The organism is Jannaschia rubra (assembly GCF_001403735.1).
Classification (GTDB): domain Bacteria; phylum Pseudomonadota; class Alphaproteobacteria; order Rhodobacterales; family Rhodobacteraceae; genus Jannaschia; species Jannaschia rubra.
Genome location: NZ_CXPG01000021.1, coordinates 73,922 through 93,171, shown reverse-complemented (window position 1 = coordinate 93,171; position 19,250 = coordinate 73,922). Strand labels below are relative to the sequence as shown.

16 protein-coding genes, 1 tRNA gene and 1 pseudogene are annotated in these 19,250 nt (G+C 66.2%); 8 read left to right on the top strand and 10 right to left on the bottom strand.

Features of this window, described 5'->3' with window-relative positions:
- Positions 1-313: 313 nt before the first annotated feature.
- Genes ccmI through JAN5088_RS13975 form a run of 3 tightly spaced genes read left to right on the top strand, consistent with a single transcriptional unit; the run spans position 314 to position 2,240 of the window.
- Positions 314-1,510, top strand: a complete 1,197-nt coding sequence (ccmI, locus tag JAN5088_RS13985; protein ID WP_055683447.1) for a c-type cytochrome biogenesis protein CcmI — start codon at positions 314-316, stop codon at positions 1,508-1,510.
- On the top strand, positions 1,507-1,983 hold the full coding sequence (gene ruvX / locus JAN5088_RS13980) for a Holliday junction resolvase RuvX (RefSeq protein WP_055683446.1): 477 nt from the start codon (positions 1,507-1,509) through the stop codon (positions 1,981-1,983). Before ccmI ends, ruvX begins: the two co-directional genes overlap by 4 nt.
- Positions 1,980-2,240 (top strand): DUF1289 domain-containing protein, encoded by a 261-nt coding sequence (locus tag JAN5088_RS13975; RefSeq protein WP_055683445.1) that lies wholly within the window; start codon positions 1,980-1,982, stop codon positions 2,238-2,240. Before ruvX ends, JAN5088_RS13975 begins: the two co-directional genes overlap by 4 nt.
- Here JAN5088_RS13975 and JAN5088_RS13970 read toward each other — a convergent pair.
- Both JAN5088_RS13970 and dusA read right to left on the bottom strand, forming a co-directional pair.
- Positions 2,237-3,055, bottom strand: a complete 819-nt coding sequence (locus JAN5088_RS13970) for a sulfite exporter TauE/SafE family protein (RefSeq protein ID WP_055683444.1) — start codon at positions 3,053-3,055, stop codon at positions 2,237-2,239. The two genes, JAN5088_RS13975 and JAN5088_RS13970, sit on opposite strands and share 4 nt — an antisense overlap.
- A gap of 62 nt (positions 3,056-3,117) precedes the next feature.
- Positions 3,118-4,107 (bottom strand): tRNA dihydrouridine(20/20a) synthase DusA, encoded by a 990-nt coding sequence (dusA, locus tag JAN5088_RS13965; RefSeq protein WP_055683443.1) that lies wholly within the window; start codon positions 4,105-4,107, stop codon positions 3,118-3,120.
- 304 nt (positions 4,108-4,411) lie between these two features.
- Here dusA and JAN5088_RS19680 point away from each other — a divergent pair.
- A pseudogene (locus JAN5088_RS19680) lies at positions 4,412-4,633 on the top strand (IS5/IS1182 family transposase); the annotation flags it as partial.
- A 245-nt stretch (positions 4,634-4,878) separates the two neighbouring features.
- Here the strand turns inward: JAN5088_RS19680 and JAN5088_RS13955 are convergent.
- The 5 genes from JAN5088_RS13955 to pdxH form a co-directional block, all read right to left on the bottom strand.
- Positions 4,879-8,541, bottom strand: a complete 3,663-nt coding sequence (locus JAN5088_RS13955) for a vitamin B12-dependent ribonucleotide reductase (RefSeq protein WP_055683442.1) — start codon at positions 8,539-8,541, stop codon at positions 4,879-4,881.
- A 494-nt stretch (positions 8,542-9,035) separates the two neighbouring features.
- A tRNA-Pro gene (locus tag JAN5088_RS13950) sits at positions 9,036-9,112 on the bottom strand.
- A 40-nt stretch (positions 9,113-9,152) separates the two neighbouring features.
- Positions 9,153-9,650, bottom strand: coding sequence for a DUF192 domain-containing protein (locus tag JAN5088_RS13945; protein WP_233489797.1), 498 nt, complete (start codon positions 9,648-9,650; stop codon positions 9,153-9,155).
- The gene (locus JAN5088_RS13940; RefSeq protein WP_082430021.1) at positions 9,629-10,186 is read right to left on the bottom strand and encodes a cold-shock protein; all 558 of its coding nucleotides are present in this window, start codon (positions 10,184-10,186) and stop codon (positions 9,629-9,631) included. Before JAN5088_RS13940 ends, JAN5088_RS13945 begins: the two co-directional genes overlap by 22 nt.
- A gap of 79 nt (positions 10,187-10,265) precedes the next feature.
- On the bottom strand, positions 10,266-10,883 hold the full coding sequence (gene pdxH / locus JAN5088_RS13935) for a pyridoxamine 5'-phosphate oxidase (RefSeq protein ID WP_055683441.1): 618 nt from the start codon (positions 10,881-10,883) through the stop codon (positions 10,266-10,268).
- 92 nt (positions 10,884-10,975) lie between these two features.
- Here pdxH and fabI point away from each other — a divergent pair, with 92 nt between their 5' ends.
- The 3 genes from fabI to gpt are packed head-to-tail and all read left to right on the top strand — an operon-like array spanning position 10,976 to position 12,928.
- Entirely contained in the window at positions 10,976-11,791 is an 816-nt protein-coding gene (gene fabI / locus JAN5088_RS13930) for an enoyl-ACP reductase FabI (RefSeq protein ID WP_055683440.1), read from the top strand.
- Positions 11,792-11,795: 4 nt separating this feature from the next.
- Positions 11,796-12,404, top strand: coding sequence for a LysE family translocator (locus JAN5088_RS13925; protein WP_233489796.1), 609 nt, complete (start codon positions 11,796-11,798; stop codon positions 12,402-12,404).
- Positions 12,405-12,424: 20 nt separating this feature from the next.
- Positions 12,425-12,928: a xanthine phosphoribosyltransferase gene (gene gpt, locus JAN5088_RS13920; protein ID WP_055683439.1), complete on the top strand. Its 504-nt coding sequence runs from the start codon at positions 12,425-12,427 to the stop codon at positions 12,926-12,928.
- Here gpt and JAN5088_RS13915 read toward each other — a convergent pair.
- Entirely contained in the window at positions 12,910-14,277 is a 1,368-nt protein-coding gene (locus JAN5088_RS13915; protein ID WP_055683438.1) for a cytochrome P450, read from the bottom strand. The two genes, gpt and JAN5088_RS13915, sit on opposite strands and share 19 nt — an antisense overlap.
- Complete coding sequence (locus JAN5088_RS13910) at positions 14,274-15,494, bottom strand: hypothetical protein (protein WP_055683437.1); 1,221 nt, start codon at positions 15,492-15,494, stop codon at positions 14,274-14,276. Before JAN5088_RS13910 ends, JAN5088_RS13915 begins: the two co-directional genes overlap by 4 nt.
- 59 nt (positions 15,495-15,553) lie before the next feature.
- Here JAN5088_RS13910 and JAN5088_RS13905 point away from each other — a divergent pair, with 59 nt between their 5' ends.
- Positions 15,554-15,766 (top strand): sulfurtransferase TusA family protein, encoded by a 213-nt coding sequence (locus JAN5088_RS13905; RefSeq protein ID WP_055683436.1) that lies wholly within the window; start codon positions 15,554-15,556, stop codon positions 15,764-15,766.
- Positions 15,767-15,772: 6 nt separating this feature from the next.
- On the opposite strand, the gene JAN5088_RS13900 is transcribed toward JAN5088_RS13905, so the two are convergent.
- The gene (locus JAN5088_RS13900) at positions 15,773-19,180 is read right to left on the bottom strand and encodes an indolepyruvate ferredoxin oxidoreductase family protein (RefSeq protein ID WP_370736420.1); all 3,408 of its coding nucleotides are present in this window, start codon (positions 19,178-19,180) and stop codon (positions 15,773-15,775) included.
- Between the last annotated feature and the right edge of the window lie 70 nt (positions 19,181-19,250).

Genomic DNA, 19,250 nt, shown 5'->3' with positions numbered 1-19,250 from the left:
TGCGATGCGTTCGTGCGCCAGTGCGAAACAATCGCGCCGCAGTGCACAGGTCATCGACCGTTACCCCGATTCTTTGAAGTTTGCCCATCCATCCGGTCAGCAACTCGCCATCTCCGCCTACCCCGACCGAATAGTCGAACCCGTTAGCCTGAACGAACCCCGGGGCGTGCTATCGTCGCTCATCCATGCCTGAACCGCGAAAAGGCCGACGGGTGCGTTGTCGATGGCGGACCGCATGTTCACATCGACGCAAGGGGGGTTCTGTCGGTGCACCCGGAGGGGTAAGGGGGGCCGATCTCAGGAGGGGAGCGGCATGACATTCTGGATTCTCGCAGGATTGTTGCTGGTCGCCTGCGTCGCGGCGATGGGCGCCGCGCTGCGTACGGACCGTGCGCCGGCCGACCGACAGGATGTCGCCGTCTATCGCGATCAACTGCGCGAGCTTGACCGGGATGCCGCGCGCGGGGTCTTGCCCGAGCCGGAAGTCGCGGCCGCACGGGCCGAAGTCGCGCGTCGCCTTCTGGCCGCCGACAGGGAGCGAACGGCTGGCAGTCGGCAGGGGTGGACGGCTCTCGGATTGGCACTCGTGGCCCTGCCCACGCTCGTCGTTTCGGTCGGCGTCTACCTGTGGATCGGCGCGCCCGGCTATTCGGATCTGCCTCTGCAGGCGCGCATCGACCGGATCGAGGAAGCCCGCGCCGCCCGCCCGGACCAGGCAAGCGCGGAGGCGGACGTTCCCGCGCGGGTCGACGACAGCAACCCCGACATGACGCGGATGGCGGCGCAACTGCGCGAGGTGTTGGAAGGTCGCCCGGACGATCTTCGCGGCTGGCGGCTGGCAGTGCAGACCGAGGCGGGGCTTGGAGATTATGCTGCCGCATGGCGCGCGCAGGATCGCGTGCTGGCGCTCGCCGGCGAGGACGCGACCGCCGATGATTTCGCGCTTCTGGCCGAGCTGATGGTGGCGGCGGCCGACGGATATGTCTCGCCCGAGGCCGAGCGCGCCCTGGCCGAGGCGTTGCGACGCGACCCCGCGAACGGAACCGCGCGGTATTACCGGGGCCTGATGTACGCGCAGGGCGGTCGACCCGACCTTGCCTGGCCCGTCTGGCGCGCGCTCGTGGCGGACAGCCGGCCGGGGGACCCGTGGCTCGACCCGATCTACGCACGGATCGAAGATGTGTCGGTTCTGGCCGGCTATCCCACACCGCTCGAGGAGTTGCCCCAGCCCCGTGGACCCACGGCGGAGGATCTGGCCGGGGCCGCGTCGATGTCGCCCGAGGACCGGGTCGAGATGATCGCGGGCATGGTGGACGGTCTGGCCGCGAGGCTCGCCGACGAAGGCGGGCCGCCGTCGGACTGGGCGCGGCTCATCACGTCCTACGGCGTCCTTGGCCGGACAGACGATGCGGCGCGGGTCTATGCCGAGGCAAAGATGACGTTTACCGACGATCCCGCCGGGCTGGACGTGCTGGCGCGGGCGGCGGAACAGGCGGGGCTGACCCCGTGATCCACGATACGGTCGAGGACTTCGCGGCCACCCTGCCCCGTCTCGGCGCCCTGATGGGGCTCGATCTCGGCACCAAGACCTGCGGCGTCGCGGTGAGCGACACCTTCCGCAGCATCGCCACCCCCCTCGAGACGATCCGCCGGACTAAGTTCACGCAGGACGCTTTGGCAATCGAGGCGCTGCTGGCGGCACGGTCCATCGTCGGCATCGTCATCGGCATGCCGCTCAACATGGATGGGTCCGAAGGGCCACGTCTGCAATCCACGCGCGCCTTCGCCCGCAACCTGTCGCATCGCATCGACACGCCTATCGCTTTCTGGGATGAACGTTTGTCCACCGTTGCCGCCGAACGCGCGCTGCTGGAGGCGGATACGTCACGAAAGCGTCGCGCAGAGGTCATCGATCACGTCGCGGCCGGTTATATCCTGCAAGGCGCGTTGGATCGTCTGCGCCATATCGGAGGCCCGAATTGACAGACCGCCCCACCTCCGACCGGATCTGGGCCCGCGCCGAGATCGAAAGCCCCTGCACGAGGCTTTGCACCATCCACCCGGAGACGCGACTGTGCCTCGGCTGCGCGCGGTCGATGGATGAGATCGCGGGCTGGTCGCGCATGACGCCGGAAGGACGCGCCGCCGTGATGGACGACCTGCCGTCCCGCTCTCCTGCACCGAAGGTCCGGCGGGGCGGACGCGCGGCCCGGTTGCAAAGGAAGCGCAAGGCGTCCTAGCCGAACACCTTTCGCAGCATGTTGACGGCGACGAGGAACAGGAACACCGCGAAGGCCCTCTTCAGGGGCGCGGGGTTCATGGAATGGGCCAGCCGCGCCCCTAGCGGCGCCGTCATCAGCGTCATCGCCACGATGACCACGAAGGCCGGAAGGTTGATCAGCCCCACGGTGAGCGGCGGGCGCAATCCCTCGGCGGGAAGGACCAGGAACAGAAGGACGGCCGGAACCGCGATCAGCACGCCGAAGCCCGCTGCCGTGGCAACGGCGCGATGGATCGCGATGCCGTGCAGCGTCATCAATGGCACGCCGAAGCTGCCCCCGCCGATGCCCATGAGAACCGACAGGAACCCGACGCCGGGCGAATAGAGGTACCGCCGCCATCCCTTCGGCATCTCGTCCGCGATCCGCCAGTGCGGACGGGATACCGCCATGTAGACCGCGACCAACAGCGCCAGACCCGCGAAGACGGCTGTCAGCGTCTCGGAGCGGAGCTGCGTGGCGGTCAGCGATCCGATGGACGCCCCGATCGCGATGCCGGGGCCCCAGCCTTTCAGGATGTCGAACTCGACCGCGCCCTTCTTCTGGTGAGACCGGACCGACCGAAGGGAGGTCACGATGATCGTCGCGAGCGACGTGGCCACGCAGACCTGCATGATGTTCGGACCGTCATAGCCCAAGGCATGAAATACGTAATAGAACGCAGGCACCAGCACGATGCCGCCGCCGACGCCCAGAAGGCCCGCGAGAACACCCGCGAAGGCACCGACCGCCATCAGTAAGGCCACGAGCGGAAGAAGGACGGAAAGGTCGGGCATGGCGAGTTCCAATGGCTGTCGGACCGCGCCTTACCCTGCGCTGCCCCGGCGTGCCAGATGGGTCAGGCAGCGGCGCGGGCGACGCGGTCCAGGGCGGCATGCAGGACGTCGACGCCCGCGCCCGGCCGGTGCGCGCCTTCCGAGAGGGTCCGCCGCCAGCCTCGCGCGCCGGGCAGACCCGCGAACAGACCCAGCATGTGGCGCGTCACCTGTGCCAGCTTGCCACCCTGCGCCAGGTGCGCTTCTATATGCGGCACCATGCGGAGCGCGGCAGTTACCCGGTCCGGGCAGGTATCGGACTGACCGAAGATGCGGCTGTCGGCCTCCAGCAGGATCGCGGCGGGATCGTGATACGCCGCCCGACCGACCATCACACCGTCCACGTGCTCCAGATGGGCCAACGCGTCCTCCAGCGTGGCGATTCCGCCGTTGACCGACAGATGCAGTCCGGGAAACCTGTCCTTCATGGCATAGACAAGGGCGTAGTCGAGCGGCGGAACCTCACGGTTTTCCTTCGGGCTGAGCCCCTGAAGCCAGGCCTTCCTTGCATGGACGGTCACGCGGTTGACACCCGCGTCCGTCATTCGGGCGAGCAGATCCGGCAGGATGACGGCAGGATCCTGATCGTCCACGCCGATGCGGCATTTCATCGTGACTGGCACGTCGCCCGCCGCCCGCACCATGGCGTACAGACACTCCGCCACCAATGCCGGACGTTCCATCAACACGGCGCCGAAGCAGCCCGACTGCACCCTGTCGGACGGACAACCGACGTTCAGATTCACCTCGGCATAGCCGCACGCGACGCCCATGGCCGTGGCCTCGGCAAGTTCGATCGGATCGCTCCCCCCCAATTGCAGGGCAACCGGATGCTCCGCCGTGTCGAAATCCAGAAGATGCCCCGCCCCGCCCCGCACCAGCGCCGCCGACGTCACCATCTCCGTATAGAGCAGCGCCTGCCGCGACAGAACGCGATGGAACGCCCGGCAATGCCGATCGGTCCAATCCATCATCGGGGCGACGGACAGTCTAGCGTGTTGACTTATTTCCATTTTTATTCTGCGTTCAAACTATTCCGGGTCGCGGCTCCTACGCCAGATTACGCCCTGATATCCGGCGATCCGACCCTCTACGACGATTCAATGCGCACGGAGCGCACACGCCAGATGGCCACCATAAACAAACTCCCGTCCGATGCCTACCGCGTCCAGGTTCGGCGCAAGAGGCGCTATGCGAGCGAGACGTTCCTGCGCTGCGATGCCACCTCGCAAGAACGCCATACCGTGACAGACCGTTGCCGTGGGCGCGCTCACCGTTGTCCTCGGACTATTGGCTGACAACGCTCCCCCAGAAATCCAAGCGCTGCGGGTGTCGAGATGCCTCGGCCGCGCGATCTGGCGAAACTGGAGCGGATACGACCGCCCAAGCGGCGGCGAGACCAATATGCACGGCGTGAAACTGCTCGAGCAGCGGGCCACGGCGCAGGGCTTCGATCGGCAAGCGGAGGACCGGGTCCGCATTTCCGATATGAACGGCTGGACTGCCCTTGGCATCCCCGTCACAAAAGCCATTGGATAAGTCTGTTTGGGAAAAGGGACGCCTTGGGCCTCAGGCGATTTGTGCAATAGAGCGATCTACAGATCAAAGAGGAGGGGCACCGTAAAGGGGACCCCCTTGGGGTCGTTGAAAAGGCCTCGGTTGGTTCACCGCTCGCTTTGTTTTTGCCGGTGGCCCATCCGGAAGATCGTTCTCGCCACTCCCGGACAACCTTTGCCCCAAACGGGACAAACTATGCCCGGGAGGCCGAAATTCACCGGTTCCCGTTAGCTGCAGCCACTGGTTCCGCCGCAGGTGTTGCACTTCATGCAGGTGCCGTTGCGGACGAGGGTGTAGTTGCCGCATTCGCCGCAGGCCTCGCCCTCATATCCCTGCATCTTCGCCTTGGTGCGCGCATCCAGATCGGTGGCGACCGACAGGGTGGACGTTTCGGAGCGTGCGACGGTCATCGTGGTGGTGCCCGCGATCTGCGCCGCGACGCGGTCCGCGCCGCCCCGCAGGGCAACGAGATCACGCGGCAGCCGTTTGCGCAGATAACCCGACGAGGTGACCGACTTGATGACTTCCAGCGATTTCGACGCCGCTGACTGGCCGGTGGCCTCGACGTTGCCGTCCTCGCCCGCCGGCGCTTCGGCCTCGCCGATGCTGTCGAATGTGGCGCCTTCGGGCTTCACATGGGCCAGATCCTCCCGGTCGAGATAGCTGACGGCCAACTCACGGAAGATGTAGTCGAGGATCGACGTCGCGTTCTTGATCGAATCGTTGCCCTGCACCATGCCGGCCGGCTCGAACTTGGTGAAGGTGAAGGCGTCGACGAACTCCTCCAGCGGGACGCCGTATTGCAGGCCGACCGACACCGCGATGGCGAAGTTGTTCATCATGGCACGGAAGCCCGCGCCTTCCTTGTGCATGTCGATGAAGATCTCGCCCAGCGTGCCGTCCTGGTATTCGCCGGTGCGGACATAGACCTTGTGCCCGCCGATCGTCGCCTTCTGGGTATAGCCCTTGCGCCGCTCGGGCATCTTGACCCGGTGCGAGCGGACAAGCTCCTTGACGATGATCTTCTCGATCACCTTCTCGGCCAGAACCTGCCCCCTCGCCGTGGGCGTGCCGGTTTCCAGGACTTCGGCGGCCTCGTCGTCGTCCTCGATCAGGGCGGCGGCGAGCGGTTGCGACAGCTTGGACCCATCGCGGTAGAGCGCGTTCGCCTTGACGCCGAGCGACCACGACAGCTCATAAGCTGCCTTGCAATCCCCGATAGTGGCCGAATTGGGCATGTTGATCGTCTTGGAGATCGCGCCCGAGATGAAGCTCTGCGCCGCGGCCATCATATGGATGTGGCTTTCTACCGACAGGAACCGCTTGCCCTTCTTGCCGCAGGGGTTGGCGCAATCGAAAACGGTCAGATGCTCGTCCTTCAGGCCGGGCGCTCCTTCCAGCGTCATCGTCCCGCAGACGTGGTCGTTCGCGGCCTCGATGTCCTTCTTCGAGAAACCCAGGTGCCGCAGCAGGTCGAACGTCGGATCGGCCAGCTTCGCCGCCGGAATGCCCAGCGTACCGGTGCAGAACTCCGCGCCCAGGGTCCACTGGTTGAAGACGAAGCGGATGTCGAAGGCCGAGGGCAGCGCCTTCTCGATCTTGTCCAGTTCGGCCTGGCCGAAACCGTGGCCGATCAGGGCGGTGTGGTTGATGCCCGGCGCGTTGCCAAGCGACCCGTGGCCTACCGCATAGGCAATGATCTCGCCGATCTGCGCCTCGCCGTAACCCAGCTTGCGGAGGGCGGCAGGGACGGACTGATTGATGATCTTGAAGTAACCGCCGCCGGCCAGCTTCTTGAACTTCACCAGCGCGAAGTCGGGCTCGATCCCCGTGGTGTCGCAATCCATGACCAGACCGATGGTGCCGGTGGGCGCGATGACGGTGCTCTGTGCGTTGCGGAAGCCATGCTTTTCGCCGGCCTCGACCACCTCGTCCCAGATCTTGCGGGCCAGATCGGTCAGCTGCTTGTCGGGGCAACCTTCCATGTCGAGCGCGACCGGCTTGACGGCCAGCTTCTCGTAGCCCTCGGTCCTGCCTTGCGCCGCCGTGCGGTGGTTGCGCATCACGCGCTGCATGTGTGCGGCGTTCCGGGCATATCCGGGGAACGGACCCAGTTCACCGGCCATCTCGGCCGAGGTGGCATAGGACACGCCGGTCATGACCGCCGTCAGCGCGCCGCAAAGCGCCCTGCCCTCCCGGCTGTCGTAGCCGAGACCCATGTTCATCAACAGGCCGCCGATGTTGGCATAGCCGAGGCCCAGCGTGCGGAAGTCATACGAACGCTGCGCGATTTCCTTCGACGGGAACTGCGCCATGGCGACGCTGATCTCGAGCGTGATGGTCCAGAAGCGGCTGGCGTGGACGTAACCGTCGTGATCGAAGCTGCCATCGGCGTTGAGGAACTTCAGCAGGTTCATCGAGGCGAGATTGCAGGCCGTGTCGTCCAGGAACATGTATTCGCTGCACGGGTTCGATCCGCGGATCGCCCCGTCGGCCGGGCAGGTGTGCCAGTCGTTCACGGTATCGTGGAACTGGATGCCCGGATCGGCGCAGGCCCATGCGGCGTGGCCTACCTTGTCCCACAGGTCGCGGGCGCGGACGGTCTTGGCGACGCGGCCGTCGGTCCGGTTCGTCAACTCCCAGTCGGCATCCTTCTCGACGGCATGCAGAAAGGCATTGGTCACGCGGACCGAGTTGTTCGAGTTCTGGCCCGAGACGGAGTTGTACGCCTCCGAATCCCAGTCGGTGTCGTAGGTCGGAAACTCGATGCTGTCGTATCCCTGCCGGGCGTATTGCAGCACACGCAGGATATAGGCCTCGGGGATCATGTGCTTCTTGGCACCGCGGATCACGCTTTTCAGCGTCTCGTTCACCGCCGGGTCGCAGGCGTCGTCAAGGCTGCCGTCCCAGGCGCGTACGGCCTCCATCACCTTCGTCAACTGAGCCTGGTGCGCCTTGGATCCGGCGACCAGGGCGGCGACCTTCTGTTCCTCGACGACCTTCCAGTCGATGAACTGCTCGATGTCGGGATGGTCCATGTCGACGATGACCATCTTGGCCGCCCGCCGCGTGGTGCCGCCCGACTTGATCGCGCCGGCAGCCCGATCACCGATCTTGAGGAAGCCCATCAGGCCCGACGACTTGCCGCCGCCCGACAGATTCTCACCTGCCGCGCGCAGCGACGAGAAGTTGGTGCCCGTGCCCGAGCCGTATTTGAACAGCCGCGCCTCGCGCACCCAAAGGTCCATGATGCCGCCATCGTTCACCAGATCGTCGCTGACCGACTGGATGAAGCAGGCATGGGGCTGCGGATGCTCATATGAGGATTTCGAGCGGATCAGCTTGCCGGTCTTCGGGTCCACGTAATGGTGCCCCTGCGCCGGACCGTCGATGCCGTAGGCCCAGTGCAAGCCGGTGTTGAACCACTGCGGGCTGTTGGGTGCGGCCATCTGCCGGGCCAGCATCACGCGCATTTCGTCGAAATAGGTGCGGGCGTCGTCCTCGGTGGTGAAATAGCCGCCCTTCCAGCCCCAGTAGGCCCAGGCACCGGCCAGACGGTCGAACACCTGACGGGAGGAGGTCTCGCCGCCAAAACGCTCATCCGCGGGCAGTTCGGCCAACGCCGCGTCGTCGGGAACCGACCGCCACAGGAACTCCGGCACGTCCTTCTCCGGCACCTTTTTCAGGCGCGCGGCGACGCCGGCCTTGCGAAAGTACTTCTGCGCGATGACGTCGGAGGCGACCTGCGACCAGCCTTCGGGGATCTCGACCGCGTCGAGGTGGAACACGACGGTGCCGTCCGGGTTGCGGATCTCCGACGTCGTCGTCGTGAAGGTCAGGGCCGCATAGGCATCCTTGCCCGCTTCCGTGAATTTCCGCTCAAGCCGCATGTCGTGAACCCCTTGTCCATCATAGTATCATCATGGCGGGGACCCCCCCGCCGCATCTGTTCTCAATTGCCCGGATAGGTCGCTATTCCGCATGGGGCCGGCAGTGGGGGGACACAGGGGTCCCGCCTGTGGTCCAGGTCGGAGGTGATCATCCGGTCATTGGCCCGCGAACACCAGATATGGTGGGTAAGGGCTTCATCCACACCACTACATGCGTCAAAGAGGGGCGGTCAATGTGGATATCGGGGATAAATCCCAAAGAAACAGCTTGACGTTGAGAGCCGCGATTCGGCTTCTGGCAAGCGGGTTGTCGACGGCGCCGCGCGGGCCATGCGGGGCTGGGATTCCGGTTCGCGCGGCCGTCGAAATCGTAGGACGGATCGCCGTGGCAGACCGGCAACGCCATCTAGGCATACAATTTCATCCACAGGGTTTCAGACCGCAGGGCGGCCCCAAACGACAACGGCCCTCGCCGCTGAGCGAAGGCCGTCACATGGTCGGGGCGAGAAGATTCGAACTTCCGACCCCCTGTACCCAAAACAGGTGCGCTACCAGACTGCGCCACGCCCCGACGAATGCCGCCTAGCAGACGGATCGGCGGGGGAAAAGCCTCAGTCGCAGGGCCAGGCCGCATTGTCCTGCGGAAGCGCCGAGCTGCGAAGCGCGTCGCCCACGTCGATGCCCAGCGTCTCCGTCAGACCCCCGTTGACCTCCAGTACGGCCAGCGCGGGCGCGGCGGAGGGGATCGGCGTCTCGTCCAGCGGCACGGCATTCTCATGCACATCCACGATGCGGCCGTCCGCGCCCACGAAGATCATGTCGAGCGGGATCAGCGTGTTCCGCATCCAGAACGACACCTGCGATTCGCGCGGATAAACGAACAGCATTCCCGAAAAGCGCGGCATGGATTCGCGAAACATCAAGCCCCGCGCCTGTTCCTGCGGCGTCAGCGCCAGGTCCACCTTCAGGCGAACCGACCCGAAGTCGCCCCGTATGTCGACGATGCCCGGCGCACAGGCCGGCTCCGGCGTCAGCGCAGCCACGGCTCCGCCCCAGGCAATCATCGCACCCAGCCCGAAGGCCGCGATCAACCGGCGTAGAATTCCCAACGGCGCACCTCGACTGCCAGACGTCCCCGCGCGCTGTCGAGCGCACGCAGGCAGATTGCCTCGCCTGTCGTCAGGTCGGCAAGCCCGAACCGACGCAGGGTGTCCACATGCACGAAGACGTCAACCGGATCCCCGAAGACATTCGCAAAGCCGAAACCCCGGCTCTTGTCAAACCAGCGCACGCGCGCGGGCAGATAAGGCAGGTCGTCGGGTATCGGGGAAAGTTCGTCGAAAGCGGTATCCCCTGCCGGACCCTCGGGCACATCGACCGACAGGACCTTGACCGCCTGACGCCCACGCTCTCCCATCTGACAGATCAGATGTATCGTGCTGCCGTCCGCCACCGACCCCTGCCCATAGTCGCGCAGCACGTTTCCATGTAACAGGATGTCGCCTTCGACCCCCTCGGCCACGACGAAGCCGTAGCCCCGGGCAGGGTCGAACCACTTGACCTGTCCGATGACAGGGTCGCCGCCGTCCGCGGTCGTGCATTCGGCCGCCGGAACGATCGGCGGCGTTTCATTCGATGATGGCATGGCGGCAAGATCGGGGATGGAGGCGGCGGTTTCAACGGGTGCCGCCGCGGTATGCCCTCACGTCATCCCGGCAGGGTCGTCAGGGGTTGAGCCGTTGCACCGCCCATTCGCCCTGCTCCGGCGCCGCCCGCGTGAAGCGGAACCGGTCGTGCAGGCGGAATGCCCCGTCGGCCCAGAGCTCGATCTCCACCGGCCGGATGCGGAAGCCGCCCCAGAAGGGCGGCCGCTCCGGGTTCGGCCCCTTGGTCGCCGTCACCTTCGCGACCTCGGTCATAAGGCTGCCCCGGCTGGACAGGGGGCGCGACTGGGCCGAGGCCCAGGCCCCGAGGCGCGATTGCAGCGACCGGCTGTTGTAATAGGCATCGGCCTGCGCATCCGGCACGCGCTCCACCGGGCCACGGACGCGGACCTGCCGGCGAAGCGATTTCCAGTGCATCACGAAGGCCGCCTGCGGGTTCGCCGCCAGTTCCTTCCCCTTCGTCCCCTCGAAGTTGGTGTAGAAGACGAACGCCCCCTCCCCGACCTCGATCTCCTTCAGAAGAACCATGCGGACATTGGGCAGACCTGCCTCGTCGACAGTGGCCAGCGCGATGGCGTTGGGGTCTTCGGGCTCGGACTTCTCGGCCTCGGTCAGCCAGCGTTGTGCGATCGCGACCGGGTCGTCGCCCGCGAAAATGCCACCCCGCTCCGTCGCCATTTCGCCATCCCCCTGCCCGTGGCCGCGTGAACCTTGCCGCACCATCGCCTTTCGCCTAAAGCCGTTTTCAATACAAGCCGGGAGAGATTTTGATGGCGGGGATAATGGCAGGCAAGCGCGGCCTCATCATGGGGCTTGCCAACGACAAGTCCATCGCCTGGGGCATCGCCAAGGCCTGCGCGGACCAGGGCGCGGAGCTCGCGTTCAGCTATCAGGGCGACGCCTTGAAAAAGCGGGTCGATCCCCTGGCCGCCTCGGTCGGGTCGGACATCGTGTTGCCCTGCGACGTGGGCGAAGGCGCCTCCATCGACGGGCTGTTCGACGCGCTGGCCGATCGCTGGGACAGGCTGGATTTCGTGGTCCATGCCATCGGGTTCTCGGACAAGAACGAACTGCGCGGCCGGTATCTGGAAACGTCGCTCGACAACTTCCTGAAGACGATGAACATCTCGGTCTATTCCTTCACGGCCGTGATGCAGCGGGCGGAAAAGATGATGACGCAGGGCGGGTCGGCCCTGACGCTGACCTACTACGGTGCCGAAAAGGTCATGCCGCATTACAATGTCATGGGTCTGGCCAAGGCCGCGCTCGAATGTTCGGTGCAGTACCTGGCCGAGGATCTGGGCCGCGACGGCATCCGCGTCAACGCGATCTCGGCCGGCACGATCAAGACGTTGGCAGCCTCCGGCATCGGCGATTTCCGCTACATCCTCAAGTGGAACGAATACAACTCGCCCCTGCGCCGCACCGTCACCATCGACGAGGTGGGGCAGTCCGCGATGTACCTGCTGTCGGACCTGTCGTCGGCGGTCACGGGCACGATCCACCATGTCGACGCGGGCTATCACGTCGTCGGCATGAAGAACGTCGACGCCCCCGACATGACCATCGACAAGAAGGACGCCTGATCGCGTGCTGACCGTCGCGCAGCTGCTGGCCTTCAACCTGGCGCTGTTGCTCGCCCTGATCGCACCCGGCCCCGCGTTCCTCGTCTGCGTGCAGGCATCGCTGCGAGGCGGGCGGCGGGAGGGGGTGCTGACCGGGTTGGGCCTCGGCGCGATGGCAGGGCTCTGGACGCTGGCGGCGCTGGCCGGCCTCGACACCGTGTTCCGGCTGTTTCCCTTCGTCTATACCGCGATGCGCGTGGGCGGCGCGATCCTGGTGATCGTCTTCGCCGTGCTGATGTGGCGCGGCGCGACCAGCCCGGTCGAGACGGCGGCCCCCGTCTCGCCGCACCGCGCGTTTCTGCGGGGCTTCGCGCTGAACCTCGGCAATCCGAAGTCCATCCTGTTCGCCGCGGGCGTCCTTCTGGTCATCTTCCCGCCCGGCCTGTCGCCCGTCGAGATGGCGCTCATCGTCGGCAACCAGATCGCGCTGGAAGTGGCCGTTTACGCCGCGCTCGCGACGCTGATGTCCCGCGCCGCCGTGCGGACGCGGTATCTGGCATTCAAGCCGTTCATCGGGCGGGCCACCGCCATCGTCCTGGGCGGGCTGGGGCTTCGCCTTCTCGTAACCACCTGACGCCGCAAAAGGGTTTGCCAATGTCCGACACGCTCCCCCACGAAAAGGGCTTCCACATCAGCTGGGACCAGATCCACCGTGACAGCCGGGCGTTGGCTTGGCGGCTCGACGGGCGGGGCCCGGAGGACGGGCGTTGGAAGGCGATTGTCGCCATCACCCGCGGCGGCATGGCGCCCGCGATGATCGTGGCGCGCGAACTCGACATCCGGCTGGTCGACACGATCAGCATCAAGTCCTACGACCACCAGTCGCAAGGCGACGCGCAGGTCCTGTCGAAGCCCGACCCGGAGGTCGTGGGCGACGGGACCGGCATCCTTGTGGTCGACGACCTGGTGGACTCCGGGAAGACGCTGGAGGTGGTGCGCGCGATGTATCCGAAGGCGCATTTCGCCACCGTCTATGCCAAGCCCAAGGGGGAGCCGATGGTGGATACCTTCATCACCGGCGTGAGCCAGGACACCTGGATCTTCTTTCCCTGGGACATGGCGCTGCAATACGTCGAACCCTATCGCGGCCGCGACTGACCGGCACCTGACCTGCGGCGCAAGCGCAGGTGGATGCCGTCGCGTGCGCGCACGGTCAGATGGGCGACAGGTACGGGCGGCGGACCTTCCGGCGACACCTCGAAGGCGCCGACCAACCGCGCCAGGAGAAGCACGCCCTCGGCCATCCCGAACCCCGCCCCGGTGCAGACGCGTGGCCCGGCGCTGAAGGGGATATAGGCGCGCCGCGCGCTTTCCTTCGCCTCGGCCGTGGCCCAGCGATGGGGGTCGAACTCGTCTGGCCTGTCCCACATCCGTTCATGCCGGTGCAGATGCCAGGGCGACAGCACCACCTGCGCCCCCTCGGGCGCGGTCCGGCCGCGAAAGACCTCCGGCCGGGTTGTCTGACGCACCATCATCGGAACCGGAGGGTAGAGGCGCAGCGTCTCGCGGAACACGTTGCGGGTGAACGACAGGCGGGACAGGTCGCCGAATGCAAAACCGTCCCAGTCGCGCGCCCCCTCCTCCGCCACGCGCGCCTGCGCCTCCGGGTGCGTGGCGAGCAGGTAGAGCCCCCAAGCGAAGGCCGAGGCGCTGGTCTCATGGCCTGCCAGGAAGAAGATGGCGACCTGATCGACCATTTCCGCTGGGGAGAATCGGTGCCTGGTGACCGGGTCGGGAAAGGTCATGATCTTGCTCGCAAGATCGTCGGGCGCGGTCCCTTCCGCAATCTGCGTCGCCCTGCGATCCACCAGAGCGGCAATCGCGGCCCGGATCGACTGCGCCGCCCGCAGGGTGCGCCGCCGATGAAACCGCGGCATCCATCCCGGCAGGGGAACCAGAGCGGCGAGGTTCAGCAGGGGTTGCGTCCGCTGGTAATCGCGGAACTCCCGAAAGACCTGCGCCGCCAGCCGATCCTCGATCGGGACGGAGAACAGGGTGCGGAAGATGACGTCGGCTGCGGCATAGCTCGCCACCTCCTCCATCTCGCAGGGGCCATCGTCGAGCCGGTCCACCATCGCCTGAGCGGCAGCCAGCATACCGGGGAACGCGTCGCGCAGCCGCCCGCCCGCGAAGGCCGGGTCGATGATGCGCCGCTGGCGTTTCCACTCCTCGCCGTTGGTGACGAAGACGGACCGGCCCAGCAGGGGGGCCAGTCCCTCGCGCACGCGACCGGACTTGGGAAAATCGTCCGGTCGGACCTTCAGGACGAGGTCCACCAGCGCCGGGTCGTTCATCATGTAGCTGCGGAAGAACGGCGTGCGGAATTCCGCCATCCAGGCACGGTAGAGCCGGGCGGGCTGCGCGCTCAGGATATCGGCGCGGAACAGGCGAGCGTATCCCAGCAGACCCACGCGCCCCACACGCGACGGCGGCTTGGGCGGCGTCATGCGGCGCGGTCGGTGTAGCGGTTGACCGGCGACCGCAGCGCCGACGGGCTGGGCGCGCGGCCCGCGAACCGTTCGGCCAGCGTCAGGGGCCCAGCGGTGATGCGGAAATAGTCGTAGTCGCCGGGCCGGTCGAAGGCGCAGAGATACTGGAAATGCAGCCGGAAATACCGCCGCTTCAACGCCTTCCACCGCTCGGGGCTGAGCGTTCGCGAGAAGGCGGCCGAAAGGACCAGCGGCCCCGTCTGCACCTTCGGCGCCACACCGCTGACCGCCACGGGATCGCAGAGCGCGAAGGCGCAGCCGTCGCCCGGCGCGGTGACGTCGACCCAAGGGACCCGTTCCTGTTCGCCCATCACATGAAGATCGTCTCGCAACCTGTTGGCCTTGGGCAGAAAGCTGACCATGGGCACGACGTGGCCCAGGCTCAGGAACGCGCATCGGTCCGGCGACATCCGCCCCGCGCGGATCATGTCTGCCAGAACCGAGATCGCCAGATGCGCGCCCGAGGAATGGCCGACCACCAGCACCTCATCCGCGTCCGAGGCCAGAGCCTCCACGATGCGGTCGGCGAAGGCGGCCATGCGGTTTTCGAGTTCGGGCGGATAGGCTCCGCCCCACCGCGCCGAGAAGGCATAGTCGTGCATCAGGTAGTAGGCGAAAACCTTCACATCCTTCGCCTTGAACCACCGCAGCGTGGCGATGGCCACACCCGCGCCGACGACCAGCCCCAGGGTCCAGCCCGCCGCCTGCCCGCCGGGCCAGAGCGTGACCACGCCCAGCCTGACGACCGCGACCACGGCCCAGCCGATGAGGCACGCAATGACGAGTTGCCCCAGAAGGAACAGGATCGGATAGAGCGCTGCGATCACCGGCCCTTTCCGCAGCTTCATCAGCCGGAACAGCGCGCCCGACGCGATGTAGGTCCAGGCGGTGCGGACAAGCTGGGCATAGGTCGCGGGGATCGAGGCCGCCATGCTCGACGACACGATGTCCGACCAGACCAGCACCTCGATCTCGGCGGTGACACGGGCGCCATCCATCCGTGCATCGACGACCCATGAATACGGCCCGCTTCCCCTGGTCTGCGACAGCGAATACCCCGAGATCGCGGCCTGCGCCGCCCCCTCCTTTCGATAGAGTTCACGGTACCGGCGGGGATGAAACGGATCGTAGCCCGGGATATAGAGAACCCGGCGGCGGGTCACGGTCTGGGTCATGGGTTGCCTCTTTGCCGGGCATCATGACAGATGCGTCCCGCGAACATAAGGACGGTGCGATGGCCGATCTCGAAGTGGATGCCCTTGGCCTGCTGTGCCCCCTGCCCGTCCTGCGGCTGCGCAAGCGGATGGCGCCCCTGCCGTCGGGCGCGACCGTGGTCCTGCTCGCCGACGACCCGGCCGCGCAGATCGATGTGCCGCACTTCTGCGCCGAGGGCGGGCACGAGTTTCTGGGCGTCGAAGGCCACGCCTACAGCCTTCGCAAGGGGTGACGCCGCCTATTCGGCGGCGCGCGCCATGTCGGGGCCGCCGGACCGGATGACGGCCAGCAACTCCTCCCGCCGCTTGGCGGCCATCCGCTGATTGGCCTCCTTGACCGGCCCGAAGCCGCGGATGGCAAGGGGCAGTTCCGCCAGGGCCACGACGGCATCGCGCGTCGCATCGGTCAGCCGAGGCAGGACGTCGTTCAGATCCGCCTCGTACTGCTCGATCAGCGCCCGCTCCATCCGCCGCTCCGGGGTGCGCCCGAAGGGGTCGAAGGCCGTGCCGCGCAGCACCTTGCCACGAGCGAGCAGCGGATAGAACCGCTCGATCCACTGGCCGAACGCCCGCTTCTTCGGGCGGCCGTCCGGGCCGTCCTGCGACACGACAGGCGGGGCGAGGTGGTAGGTCAGCTTCAGGTCGCCGTCGAAAGCTTCCCGCACGCGGTCGCGTGTCGATTGCAAAAGGCGCGCGACCTCGTATTCGTCCTTGTACGCCAGCAGCTTGTGATAGCCCTTCGCGACGGCAAGGCGCACCTCCGGGTCGGCAATCCCGTCCAGCCGGTCGGTATAGCGTCGCGCCAGCCGGTCGGATTGGTAAAGTTTGAGATGCGCGACGCGTGCGGCGATCTTCTGCTCCGGCGTGTCCGGCAGGGCAACGACCTTATCGGCCAGCATCGCCTGCGCGTCCTGTGCGTGCAGCACTGCCCAGCGGCCGATGTCGAAGGCGCGCTGGTTGCGCTCGACCGCCGCGCCGTTCAGCTCGACAGCCTTCATGATCGCCTCGCGCGTCAGGGGCACCAAGCCATTCTGCCAAGCCGCACCCAAAATCATCATGTTGGAGAAAATCGTATCGCCCAGCAGACGCTCGGCCAGCGCGCTGGCATCGAACATCGTCAGCCGGTCCCGCAGCCGCGCCTGGAGCGACAGGGTCAGGCGGTCGGCGGGCAAACGGAAGTCCGCATTGCCGGTGAAGTCGCCCGTCACGATCTCATGGCTGTTGACGACGGCACCCGTACGGCCGGTCGAGGTCAGCGCCAGCATCTTGCTGTCGGCGCTGACCACAAGGTCGCCACCGATCAGGGCGTCCGCCTCGCCCAGGGCCACGCGGATCGCGCTGATGTCGGCGGGGTCGTTCGACAGGCGGCAGTGCAGCGCGACGGCGCCGCCCTTTTGCGCAAGACCCGCCATTTCCATCAGGCCCGCGCCCTTGCCGTCGAGATGCGCGGCCATGGCCAGAACCGCGCCGATGGTGACGACGCCCGTGCCGCCCACGCCGGTGATGACGGTGTTCCAGGTGCCGTCGATCACGGGCAGCTCGGGCTCCGGCAGGTCGGGCAAGTCGAGCGCGGCGGTTGGCGCCTTCTTCAGCTGCGCTCCCTCGACCGAGACGAAGGAGGGGCAGAACCCCTTGATGCAGCTGTAGTCCTTGTTGCACGACGACTGGTCGATGGCGCGCTTGGTGCCGAATTCCGTCTCGACCGGGACGAGGGAGACGCAGTTCGACTGCACCCCGCAGTCGCCGCAGCCCTCGCAGACGTCGGTGTTGATGAACAGTCGGCGGTCAGGGTCGGGAAACTGTCCGCGTTTGCGGCGACGCCGCTTTTCGGCGGCGCAGGTCTGGATGAACAGGATGACGCTGACACCTTCGATGCCGGTCATCTTCTGTTGCACCTGCTCCATCTCCTCGCGTTCATGCCAGTCGAGGCCGGAGGGGAAGCGCGACCGGTCGACCCCCTCCTTCTCGTCATAGACGACGCTGATGTGCTGCACGCCCATGGCCTGCAACTCGCGCGCGATCTGTTCGGGTTGCAGATCGCCTTCGTTGTGCTGCCCGCCGGTCATGGCGACCGCGTCGTTGTAGAGGATCTTGTAGGTGATCGTCGTCTTCGCAGCGAGCGCGGCGCGGATCGCCAGGATGCCGGAGTGGTTGTAGGTGCCTTCTCCCAAATTCTGGAACACATGCTTTCGCTTGGAAAACAGCGATTCGCCTACCCAATTGACGCCCTCGCCGCCCATGTGGGTGTAGCCTTCGGTGTTCCGGTCCATCCAGAGCGCCATGACGTGACACCCGATGCCCGCCCCCGCCCGCGAACCCTCGGGCACCTTGGTCGAGGTGTTGTGCGGACAGCCGGAGCAGAACCACGGCGTCCGCTTGGCGATGTCGGGGGCGTTGTCGGCGCGTTTGGCTTCCGCGATGCGGGTCAGGCCCGCCTCGATCCGGTCGGTGCCGCGGCCTTCCTCCTTCAGGATGCCGCCGACCTTCTCCGCGATGTCGGTCGGATCGAGCGCATAGGCCTGCGGGAACAGGATCGGCCCGCCCGACTGCTTGCGATAGCCATAGACACGGCGGCCGTGCCGGTCGTCGAAGATAGCCTCCTTGACCTGCACCTCGATCAGCTTGCGCTTTTCCTCGACGCAGACAATCAGGTCGAGGCCGTCGGCCCAGTCGTGAAACCCCTTCATGTCGAGCGGCCATGTCTGCCCGACCTTGTAGGTGGTGATGCCCAGACGGCGACACTCGTCCTCGTCCAGCCCCAGCAGGTTCATCGCATGCACAAGGTCGAGCCAGTTCTTGCCCGCCGCGACGAAACCGATCTTGGCGCCAGCCTTGCCGTGCATCCGACGGTCCATCCGGTTGGCGTGGCTGAACGCCTCGGCCGCCCAGCGTTTATAGCCCAGCAGCCGGTCCTCCTGCGGGATCCAGTGGTCGTTCAGCCGGATGTTGAGCCCGCCGTCTGGCATGTCGAACTCGGGCGTGACGAACGACATCCGATCGGGGCGACCATCCACGACAGATGTCACCTCCACCGTGTCCTTCATCGTCTTCAGCCCGACCCAAACCCCGGCATAGCGCGACAGCGCCCAGCCGTAGATGCCGAAATCCAGTATCTCCTGCACGCCGGCGGGCGACAGCACGGGCATGTGAACGTCGACGAGCGCCCAGTCCGACTGGTGGCAGGTGGTTGAAGACTCACCGGTGTGGTCGTCGCCCATCGCCATCAGGACACCGCCGTTGCGGCTGGTGCCCGCCATGTTGGCGTGCCGCATCACGTCGCCCGACCGGTCCACCCCAGGACCCTTGCCGTACCAGAGCGCGAACACGCCGTCATGCGTGCCTTCGCCGCGCAATTCGGCCTGTTGCGTGCCCCAGACGGAGGTGGCGGCCAGATCCTCGTTCAGGCCGGGACGGAACTGAATGTCATTGGCCTCCAGCACCTTGCGGGCCTTCGCCATGTTCAGGTCGACGCCCCCCAACGGCGATCCGCGATAGCCGGTGCAGAAGCCCGCCGTATTCAGCCCGGCACGGCGATCACGCTCCTTCTGCATCAGCATCAGGCGCACCAGCGCCTGTGTGCCGTTCAACAGAACGTCCTGTTTCGCAAGGTCGAAGCGGTCGGAAAGCGAGACATCGTGGCGCATGATCTGATCCTCCACCTCCAATATAGGTCAAAAAGACTGACCCATAAAGCAAAATTTATCCATCATTTCGGTT

Excerpts from the sequence above, each read along its gene's own strand:
- fabI (WP_055683440.1), top strand. The coding sequence starts at position 10,976 with ATGGCGGGGATAATGGCAGGCAAGCGCGGCCTCATCATGGGGCTTGCC.
- JAN5088_RS13940 (WP_082430021.1), bottom strand. The coding sequence starts at position 10,186 with ATGCCATCATCGAATGAAACGCCGCCGATCGTTCCGGCGGCCGAATGC.
- JAN5088_RS13955 (WP_055683442.1), bottom strand. The coding sequence starts at position 8,541 with ATGCGGCTTGAGCGGAAATTCACGGAAGCGGGCAAGGATGCCTATGCG.
- JAN5088_RS13905 (WP_055683436.1), top strand. The coding sequence starts at position 15,554 with ATGGCCGATCTCGAAGTGGATGCCCTTGGCCTGCTGTGCCCCCTGCCC.
- dusA (WP_055683443.1), bottom strand. The coding sequence starts at position 4,107 with ATGGAAATAAGTCAACACGCTAGACTGTCCGTCGCCCCGATGATGGAT.
- gpt (WP_055683439.1), top strand. The coding sequence starts at position 12,425 with ATGTCCGACACGCTCCCCCACGAAAAGGGCTTCCACATCAGCTGGGAC.
- JAN5088_RS13915 (WP_055683438.1), bottom strand. The coding sequence starts at position 14,277 with ATGACGCCGCCCAAGCCGCCGTCGCGTGTGGGGCGCGTGGGTCTGCTG.
- JAN5088_RS13910 (WP_055683437.1), bottom strand. The coding sequence starts at position 15,494 with ATGACCCAGACCGTGACCCGCCGCCGGGTTCTCTATATCCCGGGCTAC.
- JAN5088_RS13970 (WP_055683444.1), bottom strand. The coding sequence starts at position 3,055 with ATGCCCGACCTTTCCGTCCTTCTTCCGCTCGTGGCCTTACTGATGGCG.
- ccmI (WP_055683447.1), top strand. The coding sequence starts at position 314 with ATGACATTCTGGATTCTCGCAGGATTGTTGCTGGTCGCCTGCGTCGCG.
- pdxH (WP_055683441.1), bottom strand. The coding sequence starts at position 10,883 with ATGGCGACGGAGCGGGGTGGCATTTTCGCGGGCGACGACCCGGTCGCG.